This window comes from Mucilaginibacter sp. UYCu711 (genome assembly GCF_050433825.1).
Taxonomy (GTDB): Bacteria; Bacteroidota; Bacteroidia; order Sphingobacteriales; family Sphingobacteriaceae; genus Mucilaginibacter.
This window is the reverse complement of sequence record NZ_JBNPWM010000006.1, coordinates 393,380-413,008: the sequence shown is the minus strand read 5'-3', so window position 1 is coordinate 413,008 and position 19,629 is coordinate 393,380. Positions and strand designations below refer to the sequence as shown.

At 41.8% G+C, this 19,629-nt stretch carries 20 protein-coding genes and 1 tRNA gene; 3 read left to right on the top strand and 18 right to left on the bottom strand.

The genetic code is table 11. The features are described from left to right. Positions 1-107 precede the first annotated feature (107 nt). From ABIB50_RS15435 to pyrE, 10 genes are all read right to left on the bottom strand, one after another. Positions 108-1,082 carry a DUF5712 family protein gene (locus tag ABIB50_RS15435; RefSeq protein WP_429380996.1) on the bottom strand — a complete coding sequence of 325 codons (975 nt, stop codon included), beginning with the start codon at positions 1,080-1,082 and terminating at the stop codon, positions 108-110. A gap of 27 nt (positions 1,083-1,109) precedes the next feature. Beyond that, positions 1,110-1,664, bottom strand: a complete 555-nt coding sequence (locus ABIB50_RS15430) for a BfmA/BtgA family mobilization protein (protein WP_429380994.1) — start codon at positions 1,662-1,664, stop codon at positions 1,110-1,112. Positions 1,665-1,709: 45 nt separating this feature from the next. Continuing rightward, positions 1,710-2,072 (bottom strand): hypothetical protein, encoded by a 363-nt coding sequence (locus ABIB50_RS15425; protein ID WP_429380992.1) that lies wholly within the window; start codon positions 2,070-2,072, stop codon positions 1,710-1,712. A 185-nt stretch (positions 2,073-2,257) separates the two neighbouring features. Beyond that, the gene (locus ABIB50_RS15420) at positions 2,258-2,605 is read right to left on the bottom strand and encodes a helix-turn-helix domain-containing protein (protein WP_429380990.1); all 348 of its coding nucleotides are present in this window, start codon (positions 2,603-2,605) and stop codon (positions 2,258-2,260) included. A 107-nt stretch (positions 2,606-2,712) separates the two neighbouring features. Beyond that, positions 2,713-3,756, bottom strand: coding sequence for a hypothetical protein (locus ABIB50_RS15415; RefSeq protein ID WP_429380988.1), 1,044 nt, complete (start codon positions 3,754-3,756; stop codon positions 2,713-2,715). Between the two features lie 109 nt (positions 3,757-3,865). Beyond that, positions 3,866-4,243, bottom strand: coding sequence for a TraR/DksA family transcriptional regulator (locus tag ABIB50_RS15410; RefSeq protein ID WP_429380986.1), 378 nt, complete (start codon positions 4,241-4,243; stop codon positions 3,866-3,868). A gap of 251 nt (positions 4,244-4,494) precedes the next feature. Next, a tRNA-Lys gene (locus ABIB50_RS15405) sits at positions 4,495-4,567 on the bottom strand. A gap of 52 nt (positions 4,568-4,619) precedes the next feature. Further along, a complete protein-coding gene (locus ABIB50_RS15400; protein WP_429380984.1) occupies positions 4,620-6,248 on the bottom strand; it encodes an ABC-F family ATP-binding cassette domain-containing protein in 1,629 nt (542 codons plus the stop codon). A 116-nt stretch (positions 6,249-6,364) separates the two neighbouring features. Continuing rightward, complete coding sequence (locus ABIB50_RS15395; RefSeq protein WP_429380982.1) at positions 6,365-6,760, bottom strand: SRPBCC family protein; 396 nt, start codon at positions 6,758-6,760, stop codon at positions 6,365-6,367. Between the two features lie 53 nt (positions 6,761-6,813). Next, positions 6,814-7,455, bottom strand: coding sequence for an orotate phosphoribosyltransferase (gene pyrE / locus ABIB50_RS15390; RefSeq protein WP_429380980.1), 642 nt, complete (start codon positions 7,453-7,455; stop codon positions 6,814-6,816). Between pyrE and ABIB50_RS15385 the strand changes: the two genes are divergently transcribed. Next, on the top strand, positions 7,454-8,092 hold the full coding sequence (locus ABIB50_RS15385) for an NUDIX hydrolase (protein ID WP_429380978.1): 639 nt from the start codon (positions 7,454-7,456) through the stop codon (positions 8,090-8,092). The two genes, pyrE and ABIB50_RS15385, sit on opposite strands and share 2 nt — an antisense overlap. Here ABIB50_RS15385 and coaD read toward each other — a convergent pair. The 4 genes from coaD to ABIB50_RS15365 are packed head-to-tail and all read right to left on the bottom strand — an operon-like array spanning position 8,061 to position 10,941. Continuing rightward, positions 8,061-8,522 (bottom strand): pantetheine-phosphate adenylyltransferase, encoded by a 462-nt coding sequence (gene coaD / locus ABIB50_RS15380; protein WP_429380976.1) that lies wholly within the window; start codon positions 8,520-8,522, stop codon positions 8,061-8,063. The genes ABIB50_RS15385 and coaD overlap by 32 nt on opposite strands. Before the next feature lie 55 nt (positions 8,523-8,577). Next, the gene (locus ABIB50_RS15375; protein ID WP_429380974.1) at positions 8,578-9,585 is read right to left on the bottom strand and encodes a hypothetical protein; all 1,008 of its coding nucleotides are present in this window, start codon (positions 9,583-9,585) and stop codon (positions 8,578-8,580) included. Between the two features lie 16 nt (positions 9,586-9,601). After that, complete coding sequence (locus ABIB50_RS15370) at positions 9,602-10,153, bottom strand: RsmD family RNA methyltransferase (RefSeq protein WP_429380972.1); 552 nt, start codon at positions 10,151-10,153, stop codon at positions 9,602-9,604. Then, entirely contained in the window at positions 10,129-10,941 is an 813-nt protein-coding gene (locus tag ABIB50_RS15365) for a DUF3822 family protein (protein WP_429380970.1), read from the bottom strand. Before ABIB50_RS15365 ends, ABIB50_RS15370 begins: the two co-directional genes overlap by 25 nt. A 60-nt stretch (positions 10,942-11,001) precedes the next feature. On the opposite strand from ABIB50_RS15365, the gene ABIB50_RS15360 reads away from it, so the two are divergent. Then, positions 11,002-12,432 carry an ATP-dependent DNA helicase gene (locus ABIB50_RS15360; RefSeq protein ID WP_429380968.1) on the top strand — a complete coding sequence of 477 codons (1,431 nt, stop codon included), beginning with the start codon at positions 11,002-11,004 and terminating at the stop codon, positions 12,430-12,432. Here the strand turns inward: ABIB50_RS15360 and ABIB50_RS15355 are convergent. Then, positions 12,429-13,754: a sensor histidine kinase gene (locus ABIB50_RS15355; RefSeq protein ID WP_429380966.1), complete on the bottom strand. Its 1,326-nt coding sequence runs from the start codon at positions 13,752-13,754 to the stop codon at positions 12,429-12,431. The two genes, ABIB50_RS15360 and ABIB50_RS15355, sit on opposite strands and share 4 nt — an antisense overlap. Positions 13,755-13,970: 216 nt before the next feature. On the opposite strand from ABIB50_RS15355, the gene clpB reads away from it, so the two are divergent. Continuing rightward, entirely contained in the window at positions 13,971-16,586 is a 2,616-nt protein-coding gene (gene clpB, locus ABIB50_RS15350) for an ATP-dependent chaperone ClpB (protein ID WP_429380964.1), read from the top strand. Between the two features lie 62 nt (positions 16,587-16,648). On the opposite strand, the gene ABIB50_RS15345 is transcribed toward clpB, so the two are convergent. The 3 genes from ABIB50_RS15345 to ABIB50_RS15335 are packed head-to-tail and all read right to left on the bottom strand — an operon-like array spanning position 16,649 to position 19,550. Then, a complete protein-coding gene (locus tag ABIB50_RS15345) occupies positions 16,649-17,437 on the bottom strand; it encodes a polysaccharide deacetylase family protein (RefSeq protein ID WP_429380962.1) in 789 nt (262 codons plus the stop codon). Further along, positions 17,434-18,378 (bottom strand): glycosyltransferase family 2 protein, encoded by a 945-nt coding sequence (locus ABIB50_RS15340; RefSeq protein WP_429380960.1) that lies wholly within the window; start codon positions 18,376-18,378, stop codon positions 17,434-17,436. Before ABIB50_RS15340 ends, ABIB50_RS15345 begins: the two co-directional genes overlap by 4 nt. After that, entirely contained in the window at positions 18,375-19,550 is a 1,176-nt protein-coding gene (locus tag ABIB50_RS15335) for a glycosyltransferase family 87 protein (RefSeq protein ID WP_429380958.1), read from the bottom strand. The genes ABIB50_RS15340 and ABIB50_RS15335 overlap by 4 nt, the downstream gene beginning before the upstream one ends. Between the last annotated feature and the right edge of the window lie 79 nt (positions 19,551-19,629).

Genomic DNA, 19,629 nt, shown 5'->3' with positions numbered 1-19,629 from the left:
AATAGCCCGCAGAGCGGGCTATAGTAGATGGTCTTTGCCCTAATGGTAGGTCATAACCTCTATACTGTAAAGATAAGTATTATTCTGTTTTTATAACACAGCTTGGTTCAGCGCGTGATCTGCTGGCCCTGTGATTTTTTCTTTCTTTTTTTCTTTTGCTCGGAATCGCTATCCGGGACGATATTGGTACCTGCGGTATACAAAGGTTCCAGCATGACTTCCAGAAAACCCGCCGCTGTCTTGCCTGCTGCGGCCAGCATACCGGCAGTAGTGTGAAACAACCCTTCAGCAACACCCTGGGCAAGCTCGTTGGCCACCGATCTGCTCTGGTAATTCTGCGAAGCGCCTTCGGTCAGTAAGCCCAACTGTTCGCGCTGTGTCAGTTTACCGTTCTTCTGGACGTTAGCGTAGGCCATTGTATCTTTAAGCTGCCTGTCAAACGAAAACAAACTGTCAAACAGTGTTTCGCCGCTCTGCTTGAAAGCCACCCGGTCAAACTGACCCATCTTTTTGGAATGCTCCTGATTCTTGCCCCGTGAAGTATTCATGGGGCTAAGCTTGATCTTATTCGTGGCATCCTTGCGGCTGACAATGACCTGTACATGCATTTGCTCACCCTCTTTGCGCTCGCCCCGTTGTTTGAGGCCTTGTTTCACCTCCGGGTCTTTGTGGCTGTAGTAACGGTGGTTTTCCAACTTGGCGAACCATACCAGGTCCTCGTGGCCGTTTACACCATCCCGGTTGAAGTTCAGGGCGTAGGCGTCCATCACCCTGACTGCAAACCCTTTCATCTGTTCTCTGGCACCATCACCACCATATTGCTCTTTTAGAAATGCGATCTCTTTCTGGCTTGGGCTGATATTGACCAGGAAGAATTTGGCATCGTCTCTGCCCAGCTTGGCGATATTGCTGTCTATCTTCGCTTTAACCTCATAAGGTTCGATCCTGATCTGCTGGCCGTTAAACCAATACTCTGGCTGTTGTTTATGATCGAGCCGGTTCTCTTTTTCGAGATAGTGCACCAGCCCGCCGCTGCTGCCTTTATTGGCAGCTTCCTTGTTGTCGGTAATATTGATAAACATAAAAGCTTCCTACTACTCATTTATTACTTACAATAAACTGACCTGCGCTTTGGTAACGGAGATCAGCTCTTCTTTTTCCCTGCCAGATGTCATCATTCCAAAAGCATCTCTCGACTTAATATAGCTGTCCAGGATGAACATAAACTGCGACTTGAGCGCTTCCTTGCTTTTAAGCCCTTTCTGCATCGTATCCATGATCATCCCGATAGCATTCAGCTTTTGATCCTGGGTATTTTGATTATTCAGCAGGTCAGTATTAGCTTTGAGTATCTGGGTGTTAAAGCGTTCGATGATCTTGCCTTGCGAGACCGATACCCTGTCCATTTCGGTTTTCATAGGTATGAGCAGCATGTTTTCCTGGCTTTTGATAAAACCGATATACTGCTGGTGGTTCTTCATCAGCGCATTTTTTAACAGCTCATCATTCAGGTCCAGCGGATCTTTCTTGCTTTTATAAAAGTAATCGACCATCTGGATAAAGACCTGGCGCTTCGTGCGGCCCAATTTCAGAGCGATCTTTTCAAACTTTTGGTCAACCGTAACCGGGTACCTGACTGACCTTACATTGATATCTTCCATCATAAATCCTTTCTATTCACTGGCACGGCTGTTTATACAGCTATGCCTTTATCTGTGTATACAGGATACCCCTAAGTATCCTGTTTTCTTTTCTTTCATAGGCAAAAACGCCCTAAAGTATCCCCGGAGGATACGTAACCCCCCCGTAGCGAAGCGTAGGGCAAGCAAAGTAGGGCTCTGCCCAACTTCCGCTTGCTCCCTTTCTTTTGCAAGAAAAGGACGTGTTTTAGAACTGTAGCCACCACCTAACCGGCCGATTGCTCCAGGAACCCGGTGAAAAAAAATGCTGAAAAATTTGCTTTTCATAATAGTATCTGGCTCCCAAAAAAGCGTAGAAACCGCTTCGCGGTTCAGAGCTACTATTAAGCGCATCTTCGATGCGCCCTCAGCGGCTTTTTCCGGCGTGTCCATAGCGAATTTGTACTGCCGTCACCCCAGTAAAATCGGGGCTGCTTCTATCAGGACAACTGATTTTTGGGTTTGCCTTTCGCATCTTCTAGAGCGGAATGTCTTCTCCACCGGTCTTATCTTCACAATGCCTTGGCATTGCGGCTGCTCATATAATTGCATTTTCCAAAAATTTATATTGGCTGAAATCATGATTTACGCCGGCGTTTAGTAATGGAACGGCGCGGCAAAGCAATGCTTTCCCGAAGCTCGTTAGCGGTATGCTTCCGGCCTTGCCTGATCCATTCCTCTAATTCGGATTTGTAGAAATAGAGCCGCTTGCCCTGTTTGTTTACAGGTATCTCTTTGCGGCTGACCTTACTGTAAACAGTGGGTACAGCAAGGTCTAAGAACTTTGCCGCTTTTATAATATTTAGCGGCTCATCCTGTGCCGGTTGTTGTAAGTGCTGTCCGGTTAACAGGGCTTCAATGTTGCTGACTTTTTCAAGTAGCAGGGTTACCGCCTCGGGTAATTTGTCAAATGTTATTATTTCCATTGCACATCATTTTGGTTTGTTGTGCAATAGTAGGGGCTTGTTTTGCTGGGTTACAAGTGGGTAAACAGTAACCCCACTGCTACCCCCTCATTTTTTGTAATAATGTGTTATTTTTTATTTCTGGGAGCAGGTAGAATGAGAAATTTATCCTCCTTTTGTTTGATTTGCAGGATAGGGGATTTGCAGGGGCGGGAGTGTTCTGACATTAACCCGGACAAATAATCGTCCGATAAGTTCCTAACTTCAGATTGATTATTAATATACTTAAACTTTGGGGCTATCCATTTTTGCAGATCGACCATCCGGCAACTGACGATCATTCTCGCATCAAACAGTTGTTTGAAGGCATCAGCCAGTTGATTAGCTTGACCCCGGAATATCAAAGGCGGTTCCGGCGGTTCATCTTCAAGCAATAGTTTTTCCAACCTGGCATGATCTTCCGGTATGAAATAATCTTTGAGGATATGATAGAGCTGGGCGGTTGTACCTGCGGTAAAGGTTGGATAGTGGCCGACTGGTTTTGCGGCCTCTTGGGCTGATATCTGTTCTTCTAATGGTTCTTCTTCAACTCCTGCCTCGGATGATTCATCCGTCATTTGTTCGGGCATTTTGGAATGGAGAAAATCGGCAAAGGTAGGTTTAGGCGGGGCTAAACGTTTTTCAATATCGCCGATCAGTTCCTTTAAAAACATCTCCCGAAGTTTAAGGGAATCGCCCAAATCTTCTACGAACTGCCCCGAAATCGCAATACCTGAACTGTCGCTTTGTAAATTCTTTACGATAAAAAGTGTGTCGAGCTGAATGGTGAATATGTAATAGCTTTTATAATCCTGTGTCCATTCCTTGTGATGATCGTGCCAATTTTTCCAGAGCTGCTTAAATCGTTCTGCTACCTTACGTAATTGTTCCAATTGTAGCTCCATTCGCTCTGTATCTAAGGACAACAGGTCAATGAATGCCATGTCTTTCAATACCCGTAGTTCGCTTTTGTAGGAAAAGGAATCATAGTATTGCGTTTCGCAAGTAATATCATAAGTATCAATCTGCCGCGTTTTACTATGCTCAAGGTCTTTGTAAATGGATATATCCTGCGGAATTATCCGTAGATTAAACGTTTGCAAACGAACAAGAAATTCCTTTAAATGCTGCATGTAAGTAGGATGTAGAATAGCAAATTTAAAATATGCTGGCGAAAGAAAAAAACGGCGGAATGATTTAGGGTGTGCTATATCATATATAGCACACCCTACCCATCAAATCTTATTGTTTTAATTTTGCTTCCATACACATAGTGGTGTGAGGGACAGCACGCAACCGTTCCTTTGGGATCAGTTTACCAGTTTCACGGCAAATGCCATAAGTCTTATTTTCAATCCGAACCAAGGCGGCTTGCAATTGCTCTATAAATTTTTTCTGACGTGCGGCTAATTGATTTGTTTGCTCTTTCTCCATTGTTGCAGAACCGTCCTCCAATGTCTTATAAGTCCCGGATGTATCATCTGTTCCATTAACGTTTGTAGAGCTTAGCGATTGAGCAAGTGTTCCCAATTCCCCCTGGGCTGTTTGCAGTTTATCCAGTATGAGTGTTTTGAATTCTTGCAAATCTGTTTCAGCATATTTGGTTACTAATTTTTCCAATTTCGTTATGATTAAGTAGAAGATTTAAACATCAAAATTAACGGTTTAGTTTGTAGCATCGGATATTTACTCGTAAAATCATGTCAATTGCCCTCATTATCACTTCAAAACTTATTGATTTAAGGGAATTAATGTGTTAATTCCCTTAAATCCAAAATGGATTTTATTCATTCTTTGCGTTAATTGTGTGAGAAATGTGTGAGAACAAAAAACCCCACTCGCAATAGTGGGGCTAAATAATTGATTTATAGTGACCTGGGAGAGGATCGAACTCTCGACCCACTGATTAAGAGTCAGTTGCTCTACCGGCTGAGCTACCAAGTCATACTATTACCGGGGTTTCAAATATACTGCAATATATTACAATTGCAATCCTTTAGGCCATGGCATAAAGCTCTTCTTTTTGTTTTTGTACAGCGTCGCTGTTAATGTACTCGTCGTAAGTCATCAGCTTATCAATGATACCGCCTGGTGTCAGCTCGATAATGCGGTTAGCAACTGTCTCCACCAGCTCATGATCCCGTGAGGTGAACAGAATGGTGCCACGGAAGTCCTTCATGCCGTTGTTAAGCGCGGTGATAGATTCCAGGTCGAGGTGGTTGGTAGGCTCGTCAAACATCAGCAAATTGGCCGATTGCAGCATCATGCGGCTAAACATGCAGCGCATTTTCTCACCACCTGATAACACGCTGCTCTTCTTCAGCACTTCCTCGCCCGAGAACAGCATACGCCCCAGGAACCCACGGATAAACTGGTCGTCCTTCTCGCCCGGCGAGTACTCGCGCAGCCAGTCGATCAGGTTATCATTCTTACCCTGGAAGTATTCGGTATTATCCATTGGTATATCGGCAGGGTTAATGGTAACGCCCCATTTAAACTCGCCTTTATAATCTTTATCGCGCCCGGCTAAGATATTGTAGAAGGCGGTGGTAGCTAAACTGTTGTTTGATAGCACAGCGATCTTATCGCCTTTATTTACCATCAGGCGGATATCGCTAAATAAGGTCTCGCCGTTTAGTTTCTTGCTCAGGCCCTCTATCTGTAAGATCTGGTCGCCGGCTTCACGGCCAAGGTTGTTAAATATAATTCCCGGGTACTTACGGTTTGATGGCTGGATCTCGGCAAGGTCGATCTTGTCCAAAGCCTTTTTACGGCTGGTTGCCTGTTTTGATTTTGACGCGTTGGCGCTAAACCTGCGGATGAACTCCTGCAGTTCCTTAACCCGGTCCTCGGTCTTTTTATTCTGATCAGACCGTTGTTTCAAAGCCAACTGGCTCGACTCGTACCAGAACGAGTAGTTACCCGTATAGATAGTCATCTTGGCAAAGTCGATATCAACCACGTGCGTACACACGGTATCCAGGAAGTGCCTGTCGTGCGATACCACCAATACAATAGCCTCGTAGCTCGCCAGGAAGTCCTCCAACCAGCTAACGGTATGGATATCCAAATCGTTGGTTGGCTCATCCAGTAATAATATATCAGGGTTACCAAAAAGGGCCTGGGCCAATAACACACGTACCTTTTGGGTGTTATCCAAATCCTTTACTAATTGGTAATGAAACTCTTCTTTAATGCCCAGGTTGCTTAATAGGGTAGCGGCGTTGCTTTCTGCATTCCAGCCATCCATCTCGGCAAACAGGTTTTCAAGCTCGCCGGCACGCTCGCCGTCGGCATCTGTAAAATCTTCTTTCAGGTAGATAGCGTCTTTCTCCTTCATGATGGCGTACATCTCTTTGTGGCCCATCATTACGGTCTCAATTACCGTAAATTCATCAAACGCATAGTGGTTTTGGCTTAACACGGCCATACGTTCGCCGGGGGTAAAGCTTACCTGCCCGCCGGTAGGGTCAATCTCGCCCGAAAGGATCTTTAGGAAAGTTGATTTACCCGCACCGTTGGCACCAATAATGCCATAGCAGTTGCCCTGGGTAAACTTTAAGTTAACGTCTTCGAATAATGTACGCTTACCATAGCGTAAAGATAGATTGGATACTGAGATCATGCTGCACCTGTAATTTGGCGCAAAGGTAAGTTTTTTTGGGAGATTGGAGGTTAGTATTAGAGATTAGTTGTGTATACTATTAATAATAACCCACACTAATCTCTTACTATTAATCACTATTTAACTGCAGCCGCAAGGCTGCTTGTTTCATGATCGGCCAATTTTTGTAATGGGCCGGATGCCATCATTTTCATCATCATGTTTAACTCGGCATTGATAGTGAAAGTAGCCAATGTGTTATCAGCATCGCCCGTTAACTCCCAGCTAAGTTGTACAGGGAACGGCGGGCCGTTTACTGCTGTTATCTTAATGGATTTATTTTCAATACGTTCTGATATCTTCAAAGAAAGCTGAACCATGTTTTGTATCCCAAAACTCGCCTCATTAAAAGTCGACGTCCAGTTTTGTATATTATCGGGCATCAGCTGCTGATGATTATTGAAATCAGCCAGGAACTGGTAAACGTCAGTTAGCGAACGTTTTATATTTATTTTACTTGTATAAGCAGCCATTAAAAGAGATTAGAGATTACTTAATTAGCGATTAGTTTTTACTGCAAACTTAATTAAGCACCCCAGGTCGACGGGCTTTCGCGCCATTCCCTCAATATATCAACATCCTTACGGGTTATGTATTGGTGCTCTTCGGCGTAGTTTAACAAAGCAGTATAGTTTGAAAGTGTTATAAACGGACAATTGGCAGCTTTAAAATTCTCGGTAGCTATATCAAATCCATAGCTGAATATGGCAGCTAAACCAGCTACATCATAACCTGCATCACGTAAAGCAGCAACCGCCTGTAAGCTGCTTTTGCCCGTTGATATCAGATCCTCAATCACCACAACACGCTTGCCGGTAAGTACATCACCTTCAATCATATTGCCTGTACCGTGTTCTTTAGGTTTTGCACGTACGTAAATAAATGGTAAGCCTAATTCTTGTGCCACTAAAGTGCCTTGCGGTATACCTGCTGTAGCAACACCGGCAATACAACCAACCGATCCGAATTTTTCCTGAATGATCTTGGTTAGTTGCTGTCTTATATAAGTACGTATGGTTGGATGTGAAAGCGTAATGCGGTTATCGCAATAAATTGGCGATTTCCATCCTGATGCCCATGTAAAAGGATTATTAGGTTGTAATTTAATTGCTTTAATTTGCAACAGAAATTCCGCTACCTGTTGTTCGGTTTCAGTAGTATTAAACATGGCTCAAAAATACAGAATTTATATTAACCAAAAAGTTATCTTATTAACAGAATCTGAACCAGGTAAATCTGCCAACTATCAAAAGATTGATAGCCAGACCTTTGATCTGAAAATAATTTACAACTGGGTGTTGTTACATAAGAATGATTGGTTTTATGTATTGTGTACCGATGCTAAAGCTTTTTTAAAACAGATTAAAGAAGATAATAAAGTTGTGGAAGCAGCCGGCGGCCTGGTTAAAAATGAAAACAAAGACTTTTTATTTATTTATCGTAATGATAAATGGGATTTGCCCAAAGGTAAAATTGAAAAAGGCGAAACAGTTAAAGACGCTGCCGTGCGCGAAGTAGAAGAGGAGTGTAATATAACGGTAAGCAAACTCGGCAAAAAGATCTGCAAAACTTACCACGTTTATTTTTGGAAAGACGAGATAGTTTTAAAGAAAACCCATTGGTATAAAATGAAAGCTAAAGGGCAACAGAAATTAAAGCCGCAAAAGGAAGAGGGGATAACTGATGTTCGCTGGTTCAGGCCAAATGATATTGATGCTATAGTATCTAATACCTTCCCATCTATTATGGATGTACTGGCGGCAATGGATCTGCTCACAGATATGCCAGCGCCTCTTTCGGAATAAACTGCGTTACATCGCCATTATGGCGCATTATTTCGCGTACGATGGTTGAGCTGATAGATGAATAGCCCGGTTTACTTACAATAAATATACTTTCAATATCAGGCGCAAGCGAGTGGTTCATTTGTGCGATAGCTTTTTCATATTCAAAATCTGATACGGTACGGATCCCACGGATCATGTATGTGGCTCCAATGCTTTTACAAAAATTAACCGTCAGCCCTTCGTAGGCTATGATATGTATTTTGGGCTCGCTTTCAAAAACCGCCCTTAACATTTGCTCGCGTTTTTCAATGCTCAAAAAACCGGGTTTGGTACTGTTTGCACCAATACCAATGTAAACTTTATCAAATAAGCCTACCGATCTTTTTACAATATCAACATGAGCTTTGGTAACCGGGTCAAAAGATCCGGGAAAAAGGGCTATTTTCATGACTGCTATTTTATTAAGTAAATATAAACCGAAGTATTGATTAAAAGATTGCGTTCTATTTTAATTTTTGAATAAAGCCATAGTGCTGATTGTTGGGCTTTCCATCAGCCAAATTATAAGCCTGGTAAAATATCGCTTTATTGTTCTGATCAACCCCTTTAAATACAACACCGATAACGCTCTGTAAATCTTTGTTTTCGGCTTTTAACGCCACGGTGTCAGTAAGCTTAATATTAGTCTTATATTTTATAAGCGGTACGATACCCTGATTTGCGGCATCGCCGGTATACTGCGGACTTACAGAGAAAATTTGAGGCATAGTTTTTAACTGGGTAATAGTTACCGGGAACTTAAACTTATTATTCGCGTCATCCAAAACGGTCGAGAAAAGCATCCGCATGGCATCTTCATTATGATAATGAAAAAAATCACCAGCAGGGCTACCTAATTGCGAAGTAATAACCAGCATGTTAGCGGCATCCAAAACGCTTCCATTACTATAAAGTTCCTTTGCTGTTTTGTAATAATCAGGCGCTACTTTATTAAATATGCTGTATTCGCCAATTTGCAAAACGTTTAATTTCCAGTCGCTACCGTATTTGCCATACACAGCTAATATCAGGCAATTAACAGGTAAGTTTTTTGTAACCATTACAGAGGCGCACATTTCTTCATTCATGGCCCTATAGGTTATCACATAATCAGTACTGTCGCCTTTGTTTGTTTTTAACGAGTCGATGAAATTACCAATGTGGTGTTTAGTATAAAACTCATCAAGGAGCTCATATTCTTTTGCATTATAAATTTGCCCGGTATTGTTAATAAGGGTATCTAACCTTGTGCCCGATCTTTTAAGGAGTTCCGGCGATAAAAGCGACTTAACTGCATTTATATCCTTATCCATAATACCTTTAAATAGTTTATTATTTAACCCGGCTATTTGTTTTTTAATGTCGCTGTTTATTTTGTCATTCATCCAAAAACCGGTAGCGGGCTCTTTGCAGCTTTGAAAAAAAATAATAGCCAAAAAGGTAAAAAGGATAAGCGTGATCTGTTTTTTCATCGGTTATAATATTGCCTTAAATTGGTGCTAATATATTAGTTTTAAAAAAGGAGAAGGATGAGTGCCCATATTTACGTTGCTCTGTAAAAGCAGGATGATTGCTGAGGTTTTGCATAGACTGATGCTCAACTATTAATAAGCCACCGGGCAATAACAGTTGCTTATCAAATATGATCTTCGGTATCTCCGGGATCTGGTTCATATCATACGGGGGGTCAGCAAATATCAGGTCGTACTGCTCTGTTTCCAGTTGCAGGTACTTAAAAATATCAGCCTTAAAAGTTTTTATTTGAGTAAAGCCATGTTGACGTGCAGTATCTTTAATATAATTAATACAATGGATGCTTCTGTCAACGCCAATAACCTTTTGTGCACCACGCGACGCAAACTCATATGTAATATTACCTGTCCCGCAAAAAAGATCGAGCACCTTAATATCATCAAACTCTATTTGATTTTGGAGGATATTAAACAGTGCTTCTTTAGCAAGATCGGTAGTAGGGCGTACCGGTAAGTTTTTTGGCGGGTTAAGCCTTAACCCTTTTAAAGAACCTCCAATGATTCGCATAACGATAAGGCCGCTAAAGTAATTACCTGTTGTGCATCTATCTGTTCTGGCAACTCTAATAATTGCGGGTTAAAGAAAGTTACGTTTGAAAAGAAAGTAGCCAGCCGGCTGCTGAATTTATCTTCGGGTTTAATATTGCCGCTTAGTTTAAGGTGGGTACTGTTAGCATGCAACCCTAATTCTTCAACTACAAACGTAGCGAAATAGGCCAGGTCATCCTCGCTTTTAAATTCAAAATTATTATAGAAACGGATAGCATCGTTTTTAAAATACAAAAATTCTGCTTTACCGTTTTCAGTATGCAGATACAGGTCCTGGCTGGTTGAATTATCTTGCGCAGCCGCCATTATCCAGCCCTTATTTACATACACGACATTGTTAAGATCGTACTTCTGTATAGCCGATATTATCTTTTCGTCAACCTTATAAATAATGTAATTGTCTTTATCTAATGATTGTGCTAAAACCCTTTCGTCGGGTTTTACATCTAAAAGGCGGGCATAGTTAGTTATTTGCTCTTTGCTAAAAATAGGTGCAGGCACCAGTGTAAAACCATCAGACGATAAACCAATAATAACTTTTTTATAGGTTGCTGTCAGTTCATTGGCCAATTCCTGCGGATTAGTTAGTTCGGCAAGGTTGCAATTGGTGTCCCACGCAATTACCTGCTTTTTGTAAGTAATCGCGTATGAAAATGAACCTCCGCCGATTTGAATTAGCAGCGTATAATAATACGCCTGGTTAATATTAAACGACGGATCGCGGAAAGTATAAATTTGTTCGCTCATGCTATCAACAAAAGTAATATTTTTTGAATTACTTAGATTAGTTATCAGCATTTTTGCTGCGTGTTAGATAACGATCATATCCGCAAAGCTTTTCCGCACGAACCGACTGCCCAGCAACAGGAGCTATTTGGCCGTTTACACAAGTTTTTATTGGAAGAAAACGGCGACGAATGCTTTATATTGAAAGGATACGCCGGTACCGGTAAAACCACGATAGTAGGGGCATTAGTAAAAGCATTGCGTAATTACAATTACAAATCGGTTTTACTGGCGCCTACAGGCCGTGCCGCTAAGATCATTACCAGCTACTCGGGGCGCAAGGCATTTACCATACATAAGCGCATCTACCGCAAAAAAACGGCGTTGAACGTTGATGAGTCATTTTCCATAGCCGATAATTTAGCCAGCAACACCATATTTATTATTGATGAGGCGTCCATGATCTCTGATCAGCTAAGCGGCAATAACCGCGACACCCTGTTGTTTGACCTGGTTAAGTATGTTTACAACGATAAGAATTGTAAGCTGATGCTGGTGGGCGATACCGCACAGCTACCCCCGGTTGGATCAGACCACAGCCCGGCATTAGACGAGAATTTAATGAAAGCTGATTATGGCCTCTCCATTTTCAGCTATGAATTGACCGATGTACTGCGCCAGGGAAAGGATTCAGGAATTCTATATAATGCTACCCGTATCCGTGATATTATCCGCCAGGGGCAGGAGGTCATCCCGCAAATAACTACTAAAGGGTACACCGATGTTTTCAGGATGACGGGTGAACGCCTGGAAGAGGGACTGGAGTACGCTTATAATAAATATGGTAATGAAAATACGCTCATCATCTGCCGCTCAAACAAAAACGCAAATCTTTATAACAAACAGATTCGTGCCCGTTTACTTTGGCGCGAAGAAGAGTTAACCGGCGGCGACCAGTTGATGATCGTCAAGAACAACTACTTCTGGTTAAAAGACCAGGAGGAGGGAAGCACTGCCTTTATTGCCAATGGCGATATTGCCAGGATACGCAAAGTGCGCAAGTTTGAAGATATGTATGGTTTCCGCTTCGCGGATGTGCAGTTGGAGTTTATTGATTATGCCGAGGACCCGGTATTAGATTGTAAGGTGTTGTTGGATACCCTTTATTCAGAATCGCCGGCATTGCAGCCCATAGATCAAAAACGTTTGTACTTGGAAGCAATGAAGGATTACGACCATATCCCCAGTAAAAAACATAAGCATGACGAGCTAAAGCTGAACCCTTACTATAACGCGCTGCAAATTAAATTTGCCTATGCTATTACCTGCCATAAAGCCCAGGGTGGCCAATGGGACGCGGTTTTTGTAGACCAGGGGTATTTAACAGACGAAATGGTGAACACCGATTTTTTGCGCTGGTTTTATACCGCCTGCACCCGTGCCACTAAAGAATTGTTTTTGGTGAATTTTAACGATAAGTTTTACGGCGAGCCAATTGAGCGGCCGTTTTAAGCACTTACCGGGAGCTGAATAAGGAAGGTAGTACCCTGACCTTCAACACTACTTACGCTTATTTTGCCTGTATGGCTCTCTATAATTTGTTTAACAATACTCAAACCTAAGCCTGTTGATTTTTCGCCCTTTAAACCGGTACGGCCAGCTTTACTAAAGCGTTCAAAAATATGCGGGATCATATCCTGCGGGATACCCAGGCCATGGTCTTTAACCTCGATAGTTATCAAATCGCTTTTTTTATTCAGGTGCAATTCAACCTTGTCATTTTCTTTCGAGAATTTAAGTGCGTTACTTATCAGGTTATCCAATACCCGGGTAAATTTCTCTTTGTTAAGTTGCGCATTTAACGGGTTTACCGAACTTATTAATACAATGTTAATAGGGTTCTGAATTTTCCAGGCATCAATTATACTTTTTAGATATTGATTAAGCTCGATCTTTTGTGTTTCAATAATGTTAATGTTGTCGTTCTTGGCAGCCTCTAACAGATCATCCAAAATTCCACGCGCCTTACTGCATGATTCTTTGATCATGTTAACGTTATCCTGCATGTCTTCATCAATTTCATCCAGTTCTATTATCATGGCTATTGACTCAACAGCGCCTATGGGGTTACGCAAATCATGCGCTACCATACCCAATACCTGGTTTTTAAATTCGCCGGCTTTTTCAATCTCAATATTCTTACTGCGGATCTCAATGATCTGCTGGTAGTAGCTGGCTTTGTAGGAATAGAAGTACCGCGATATTAAATAGAAACCCGATAATAATACCACAGATATTAACTGGTCGTACAGCATACTTGTGGCATCAGCATGTGCATATAGTAACAGCGTTGTGAAAACGATCTCTGTTAATATCAACAAGATAATAACCTCATCATATTCAAATACACACATTACGCTGATAACAATTAATGCGATAAGATAGATAGTTAAATTATTACGGGGCTCGGAAGTAGCTATAAAGGCCGAATACATACCGCTTAAAATGATATATAGCGAAAACATAAATACTAACAGTATCATGCCCGCGCTAGCCTTCTTTATTTTCTTGATATGATTAATGAACAGGTGGCTGCCGAGATAAAAAAATGGCGTTAATGCCAGGTATAGCCAGTTGGTAAAATCAAACTCGGGGAAGTTTTGCGCTTTGGTTATACTGATAGGTAAGATCAAAACCAATACCCGCAATACCAGGTTTATTAAAAAAAATATAGCTGCGCAGTTACGTATAGATACCAGATTCTGCAACGTATAATAATTGCGGAATGCCGACCGGTATTTACCGGATAAGCTTTTAAAGTAATGGGTATCCAACGCGTTAAATTAAGGGTCCTTCAAAAATATCAAAAAATGTGATGGATTTATGCCCGATATCATTTTTTTACTGTTCATTAATCAACTTTAATCGGATTAATTGGTTATAAATTAGCGAGATCGCTAAACAAGCCGACAAAAAGACATACCAGTTTATTTAAAAATGCCATAATTTCATAAAAGAGGTTATGGCAAGTATTTTGACTACTCATCAATATGAATTTTAACAATTTTACCATAAAGGCCCAGGAAGCTGTACAAAAGGCTTCAGAGATTACAACCGGTAATCAGCAGCAAGCTATTGAGCCTGCTCACCTGCTAAAAGGTTTACTATTGGTTGATGAGAATGTTATATCCTTTTTATTAAAGAAATTAAACGTAAACCTTAACCGTTTACATGATATTCTGGACGAGCAGATCGCTTCGTTCCCCAAAGTTAGCGGCAGTGATGTTTACTTGTCGTCAAACTCAAATGCTGTGCTTCAAAAAGCAACAGGTTATTTAAAAGAGTTTAAAGATGAGTTTGTATCGGTCGAGCATATACTGTTAGGGATTTTAAGCGTAAGCGATAAAACCAGTACCGCGCTTAAAGATTTCGGCGTAAACGAAAATGATCTTAAAAAAGCGATCATCGCTTTGCGAGGCGATAATAAAGTAACTGACCAAAATGCCGAAGCATCTTACAACGCGTTAAACAAATACGCCCGTAACCTGAACGAGTATGCTGAATCGGGCAAGCTCGACCCGGTTATTGGCCGTGATGACGAGATCCGTCGTACCATTCAGATCTTATCGCGCCGTACAAAAAACAACCCGATATTGGTTGGTGAACCGGGTGTGGGTAAAACTGCTATTGCCGAGGGTATTGCCTTCCGTATTATAAAAGGTGATGTGCCCGAAAGCTTAAAATCAAAAACGGTTTACTCGCTGGATATGGGCGCCCTTATTGCGGGTGCCAAATACAAAGGCGAGTTTGAAGAACGCCTTAAAGCAGTAATCAAAGAAGTTACCCAGGCCGATGGCGAGATCGTATTATTTATCGACGAGATCCATACCCTGGTAGGTGCAGGTGGCGGCGAAGGGGCTATGGATGCAGCTAACATTTTAAAACCGGCCCTGGCACGTGGCGAACTAAGAGCCATTGGCGCGACAACGCTTAATGAGTATCAAAAATATATTGAGAAGGATAAAGCCTTAGAACGCCGTTTCCAGATGGTTCTGGTTGATGAACCTGATACTGCCGATGCAATTTCTATTCTTCGTGGATTGAAAGAACGCTATGAGGCACACCATAAAGTACGTATTAAAGACGAGGCGATAATTGCAGCGGTCGAAATGTCGCAACGTTATATCTCTGACCGTTTTTTACCGGATAAAGCTATAGACTTAATGGATGAGGCGGCATCTAAACTACGCATCGAGATGGATTCGGTGCCCGAAGTTGTTGATGAACTTAATCGCCGGATAATGCAATTGGAGATCGAACGAGAAGCCATTAAGCGTGAGAAAGACGATAAACGCGTAAAAGAACTGGGCGAGGAGATAGCCAATCTATCTGGCGAGCGTGATTCATTACGCGCCAAATGGCAGGGTGAAAAGGACGTGGTTGACGGTATCAATACTAAAGTTGAGCAGATAGAAAACTACAAGTTAGAAGCTGACCAGGCAGAACGTGCCGGAGATTATGGCAAAGTAGCCGAGCTACGCTACGGCCGCATCCGCGAAGCGCAGGAAGAAGTTGAAAAACTGAAAGAAGCGTTACTGACTAATCAGTCGAATAGTAGGATGCTGAAAGAAGAAGTAACCGCCGATGATATTGCGGGTGTAGTTTCACGTTGGACCGGCATCCCGGTTTCAAAAATGATCCAGAGCGAGCGCGAGAAGCTGTTGAGTTTGGAAGATGAACTGCATAAACGCGTTGCCGGTCAGCATGAAGCTATAGAGGCGATAAGCGATGCTATCCGCCGCAGCCGTGCAGGCTTGCAGGATAAACGAAAGCCAATTGGATCATTCATCTTTTTAGGTACTACCGGCGTTGGTAAAACAGAATTAGCAAAAGCATTAGCCGAATACCTGTTTAACGACGAACACGCCATGGTACGTATTGATATGAGTGAGTACCAGGAACGCCACGCAGTTTCAAGGTTAATAGGAGCGCCTCCGGGATATGTTGGTTATGATGAAGGCGGGCAGCTAACCGAAGCTGTACGCAGAAGGCCTTACAGTGTTATCCTGTTGGATGAGATTGAAAAGGCGCATCCTGATGTATTTAATATATTACTGCAAGTTTTGGATGATGGCCGTTTAACTGATAACAAGGGGCGTTTAGTAAATTTTAAGAACACTATCATTATCATGACATCTAATATCGGCTCAAACATTATCCAGGAGAACTTCCAGGATTTTGATGAGAGCGATAAAGACGAAGTTATCGCCAAAACAAAAAGCCAGTTGTTTGAGGTGTTAAGGCAAACCATCCGACCTGAGTTTTTAAACCGTATTGATGAGATCATCATGTTTACACCGCTTAGCCGTGATGAAATAGGGGATATTGTGAAGCTGCAGTTTAGAGGCGTACAACAAACCCTTGCAGAAATGGGTGTCACTATCGAAGCATCAGACGAAGCTTTGGATTGGCTGGCCCAGTTAGGTTACGACCCGCAATTTGGGGCACGCCCACTTAAGCGTGTAATCCAAAAACGGATCCTGAACGAATTATCTAAGCAGATACTTGCAGGCAAGGTTGACAAAGACAGCAAAATTAAGTTGGATATGTTTGATAACCAGTTTGTGTTTTTAAACACCGGCGAAGCAGAAACTAAGAAGAAGTAATAAAATAATTTGACTCGATACATATAAAGGAGCTGCCCATTTGGGTGGCTCTTTTTGTTGAGCTATTTTTTAGCTTTTATTATCGCCTCAGCGAAATCCGCTGTCCTTGCAAACTCATAGCCTTTTGATTGCGCCCATACAATGAATGATTTTATCTTTCTAACATAATCATCCCCTGAGTTTTTAGAAACGTAATTGGGGAAACCAAATCGTTCCGGCTGTTTCAGATCAGTGAACTCCCAAGGGTGAAAATACAGGTTTAAATAACCATCCTTACGATGCGCGGCGGCGCTCATAAGTTTGATGATGTTTAACGACACATTATGAAATGTCAGCCAAAATAAAGGGAAACGCACTAACGGCGAAACCGAAGCCGGGATTTGTAAAACACCATGATCAAAATACCAGGCGCGTGGTTTTTTTAAATTATTGTAACGGCCCGGAATAAAGGTTGGGTTCATGGATGTGTTATAGGCATAACCCGCTTTCGCAATTTCCGCCTCATCAACCGGCATCATCCGCGCCATACGGAAACCGGTAACCGGCGTGCCTGATATTTCTTCGAGCTTTTGTTTTGACTGGGCCAGATGCTCTACTTTAAAATCAGAATGATAATAGCCATGCGAGGCGATCTCATGCCCATCAGCCACCATTTTAGCTATGATATCGGGTTTGTTAACCGCGTAATTGGCCGTGCAAAAAAACGTAGCTTTTATCCCGGTTGTTTTCAGCAGGTCTAAAATTAAAAGGGTACCAGTGGTAGATATCGCTAACTGATCTTCAAAAGATATGGTTTTGCCATACTCCATTGGCATATCAAATTCCTCTACATCAAACCCTAATAAAATCATTTTTTAGGCTTTACTAAGTTTGTTGACCGGATGATATAATTAGGGCGGTGTTTGGTTTGCATAAAGATCTTACCAAGGTAGGAGCCGATAATGCCTAATACCAGCAGCTGTAAGCCACCAAAAAATGCAACCGTAGCAATTAACGATGCCCAGCCCGAAAGCGCGTCATAGCCGTAGAAATAGCTTATAAAGATGTAAGGAATATACAGCAATGCAGATACCGAAAAGAACAACCCTAACCCCGTAGCAATATAAAGGGGCCGCACACTAAACGCCATAATGCTGCCAACCGCCAGCTTTACCAACTTCCAGAAAGAGTAACTTGCCTCGCCGGTATGGCGCGCGGCAGGGGTATAGGGGATACCAACCTGTAAAAAGCCTACCCACTTAACCATCCCTCTAAAAAATATCTCGTATTCGGTTATTTGTTTTAATTCTGCCACCACCTTTTCGTCCATCAGTCTGAAATCAGATATGCCGTTCTCCAGTGTAATATCTGATATGGCATTGATAAACCTGTAAAACTGTTTCGATGCGAATTTTTGAAAACGACTTACATGCGGGTTGGCGTCTTCGCGGTAAGTATAAATAATATCATAACCCTCCTCCCAGTACTTTAACATCTGCGGCAGTAGGTGGGGGGGATGTTGCAGGTCGGCATCCATGGTGATGATTGCATCGCCTTTGGCCATATCAATACCAGCCTTAAGCGCATAATCCTTACCAAAGTTTTTTGATAGTTCGATATAAAAAACATGCGGATGGGTTTCGGCCTGTAATTTTATTTCATGCAGGGTATTATCTTTACTGCCATCGTTTACAAAAATATATTCGTAATCATAACCCGTAGCGGCCATTGATTTATCCAGTTCGGCAACTAAATGGCTGATATTCTTTTCCTCGTTATAAGCCGGGATTACAATTGATAGTTTCTTTTTCATGCCGCTACTGCAATTATATCCTTATTTGTGAGTTTCCTGAACAATGTCTCGTAAATTATTTTCAACCATATCAAAAAACACGGCAGGGCCTTTAAAGCGTACGGATCTACATAATGCTCTTTCAAATATCGCGGAAACAGATCAGATGGTGAAAGGCTGGTTAATATCAACGCAAAAATTAATAAGGCAATATCCAGTTTTGAGAATGGCCGCTCTGCATTGATGTACCAGATAGCTACGCCCACAAAAGCGATAATATAAGTAGGCGACTCGGATCCCGTACTAAATATCACCGGAAAAATTAAAGTTGAGGCTACCATTAACAGCTGATAGTTTAAGTTACGGAATAATTTTATCCTTAAATATGACAAGCCAAATAGCACAACGCCCGGCAATAACACAACCAGGTTAGACAGATGGGGGAAAGCTATTTTCCTAACCATCCCCATAACCGAAACGTCCTCGCGGGTTGAAGCAATGTTGTATACGTTTTTGCTTACCAGGTCGGCATACCAGTCTTTATAGGTTTGAACAATAAACGCCGGTGTCGATATCAGCATGGGCAATACAAATAACACTACCGACCAAAATATAAGCGACCCTATCAGTTTTATTTTATTGTCAGAAAAGAAGAAAAATGCTAAACCAACTATCCCATACAGCTTTATAAATGTACCTAAAGCTATCATCAGCGCGGCCCAGAAATCATTCCCATTCTTGATAAATATAAAGCTGAATATGATCAATGCTGCTATAAGCGGATTTATCTGCACATTGGCTGCCGATGTCATTAACTCATGAGCGCAAAGCAGTAAGATAATGAGGCCGTGTTTTTTTTTTATAGGTAGCTTTTGAATAGCAAACAACAATAGCCAGGCGGTAAACATAACCCATAAAACTACGCCCAACGCATCGGGCATTAAAGCAAAAGGGGCTATAACATAGGCAAATATTGGCCCGTAATGGTTCAGATCGAAATAATGAACCGCATCATGCAAATACAGGTTTTGCTGGTTGATAACATGGTAAAAGTTATACTTATATACAAAGTAATTATTGTGGATATGGCTATGGCCTAAAACAACACTTTTACCAACTGCAAACAAACTTAAACCAAACCATACCGTAAATACAAAAGGTTTGCTTGTGAAGAATCTGGCAAGTTTATACATCAAATGCGGGGCTTTATTTGGTTGGCAAAAATAGATAATGTTTCGGGCATAAAAAAGGGTTCTGTTTTGCAGAACCCTT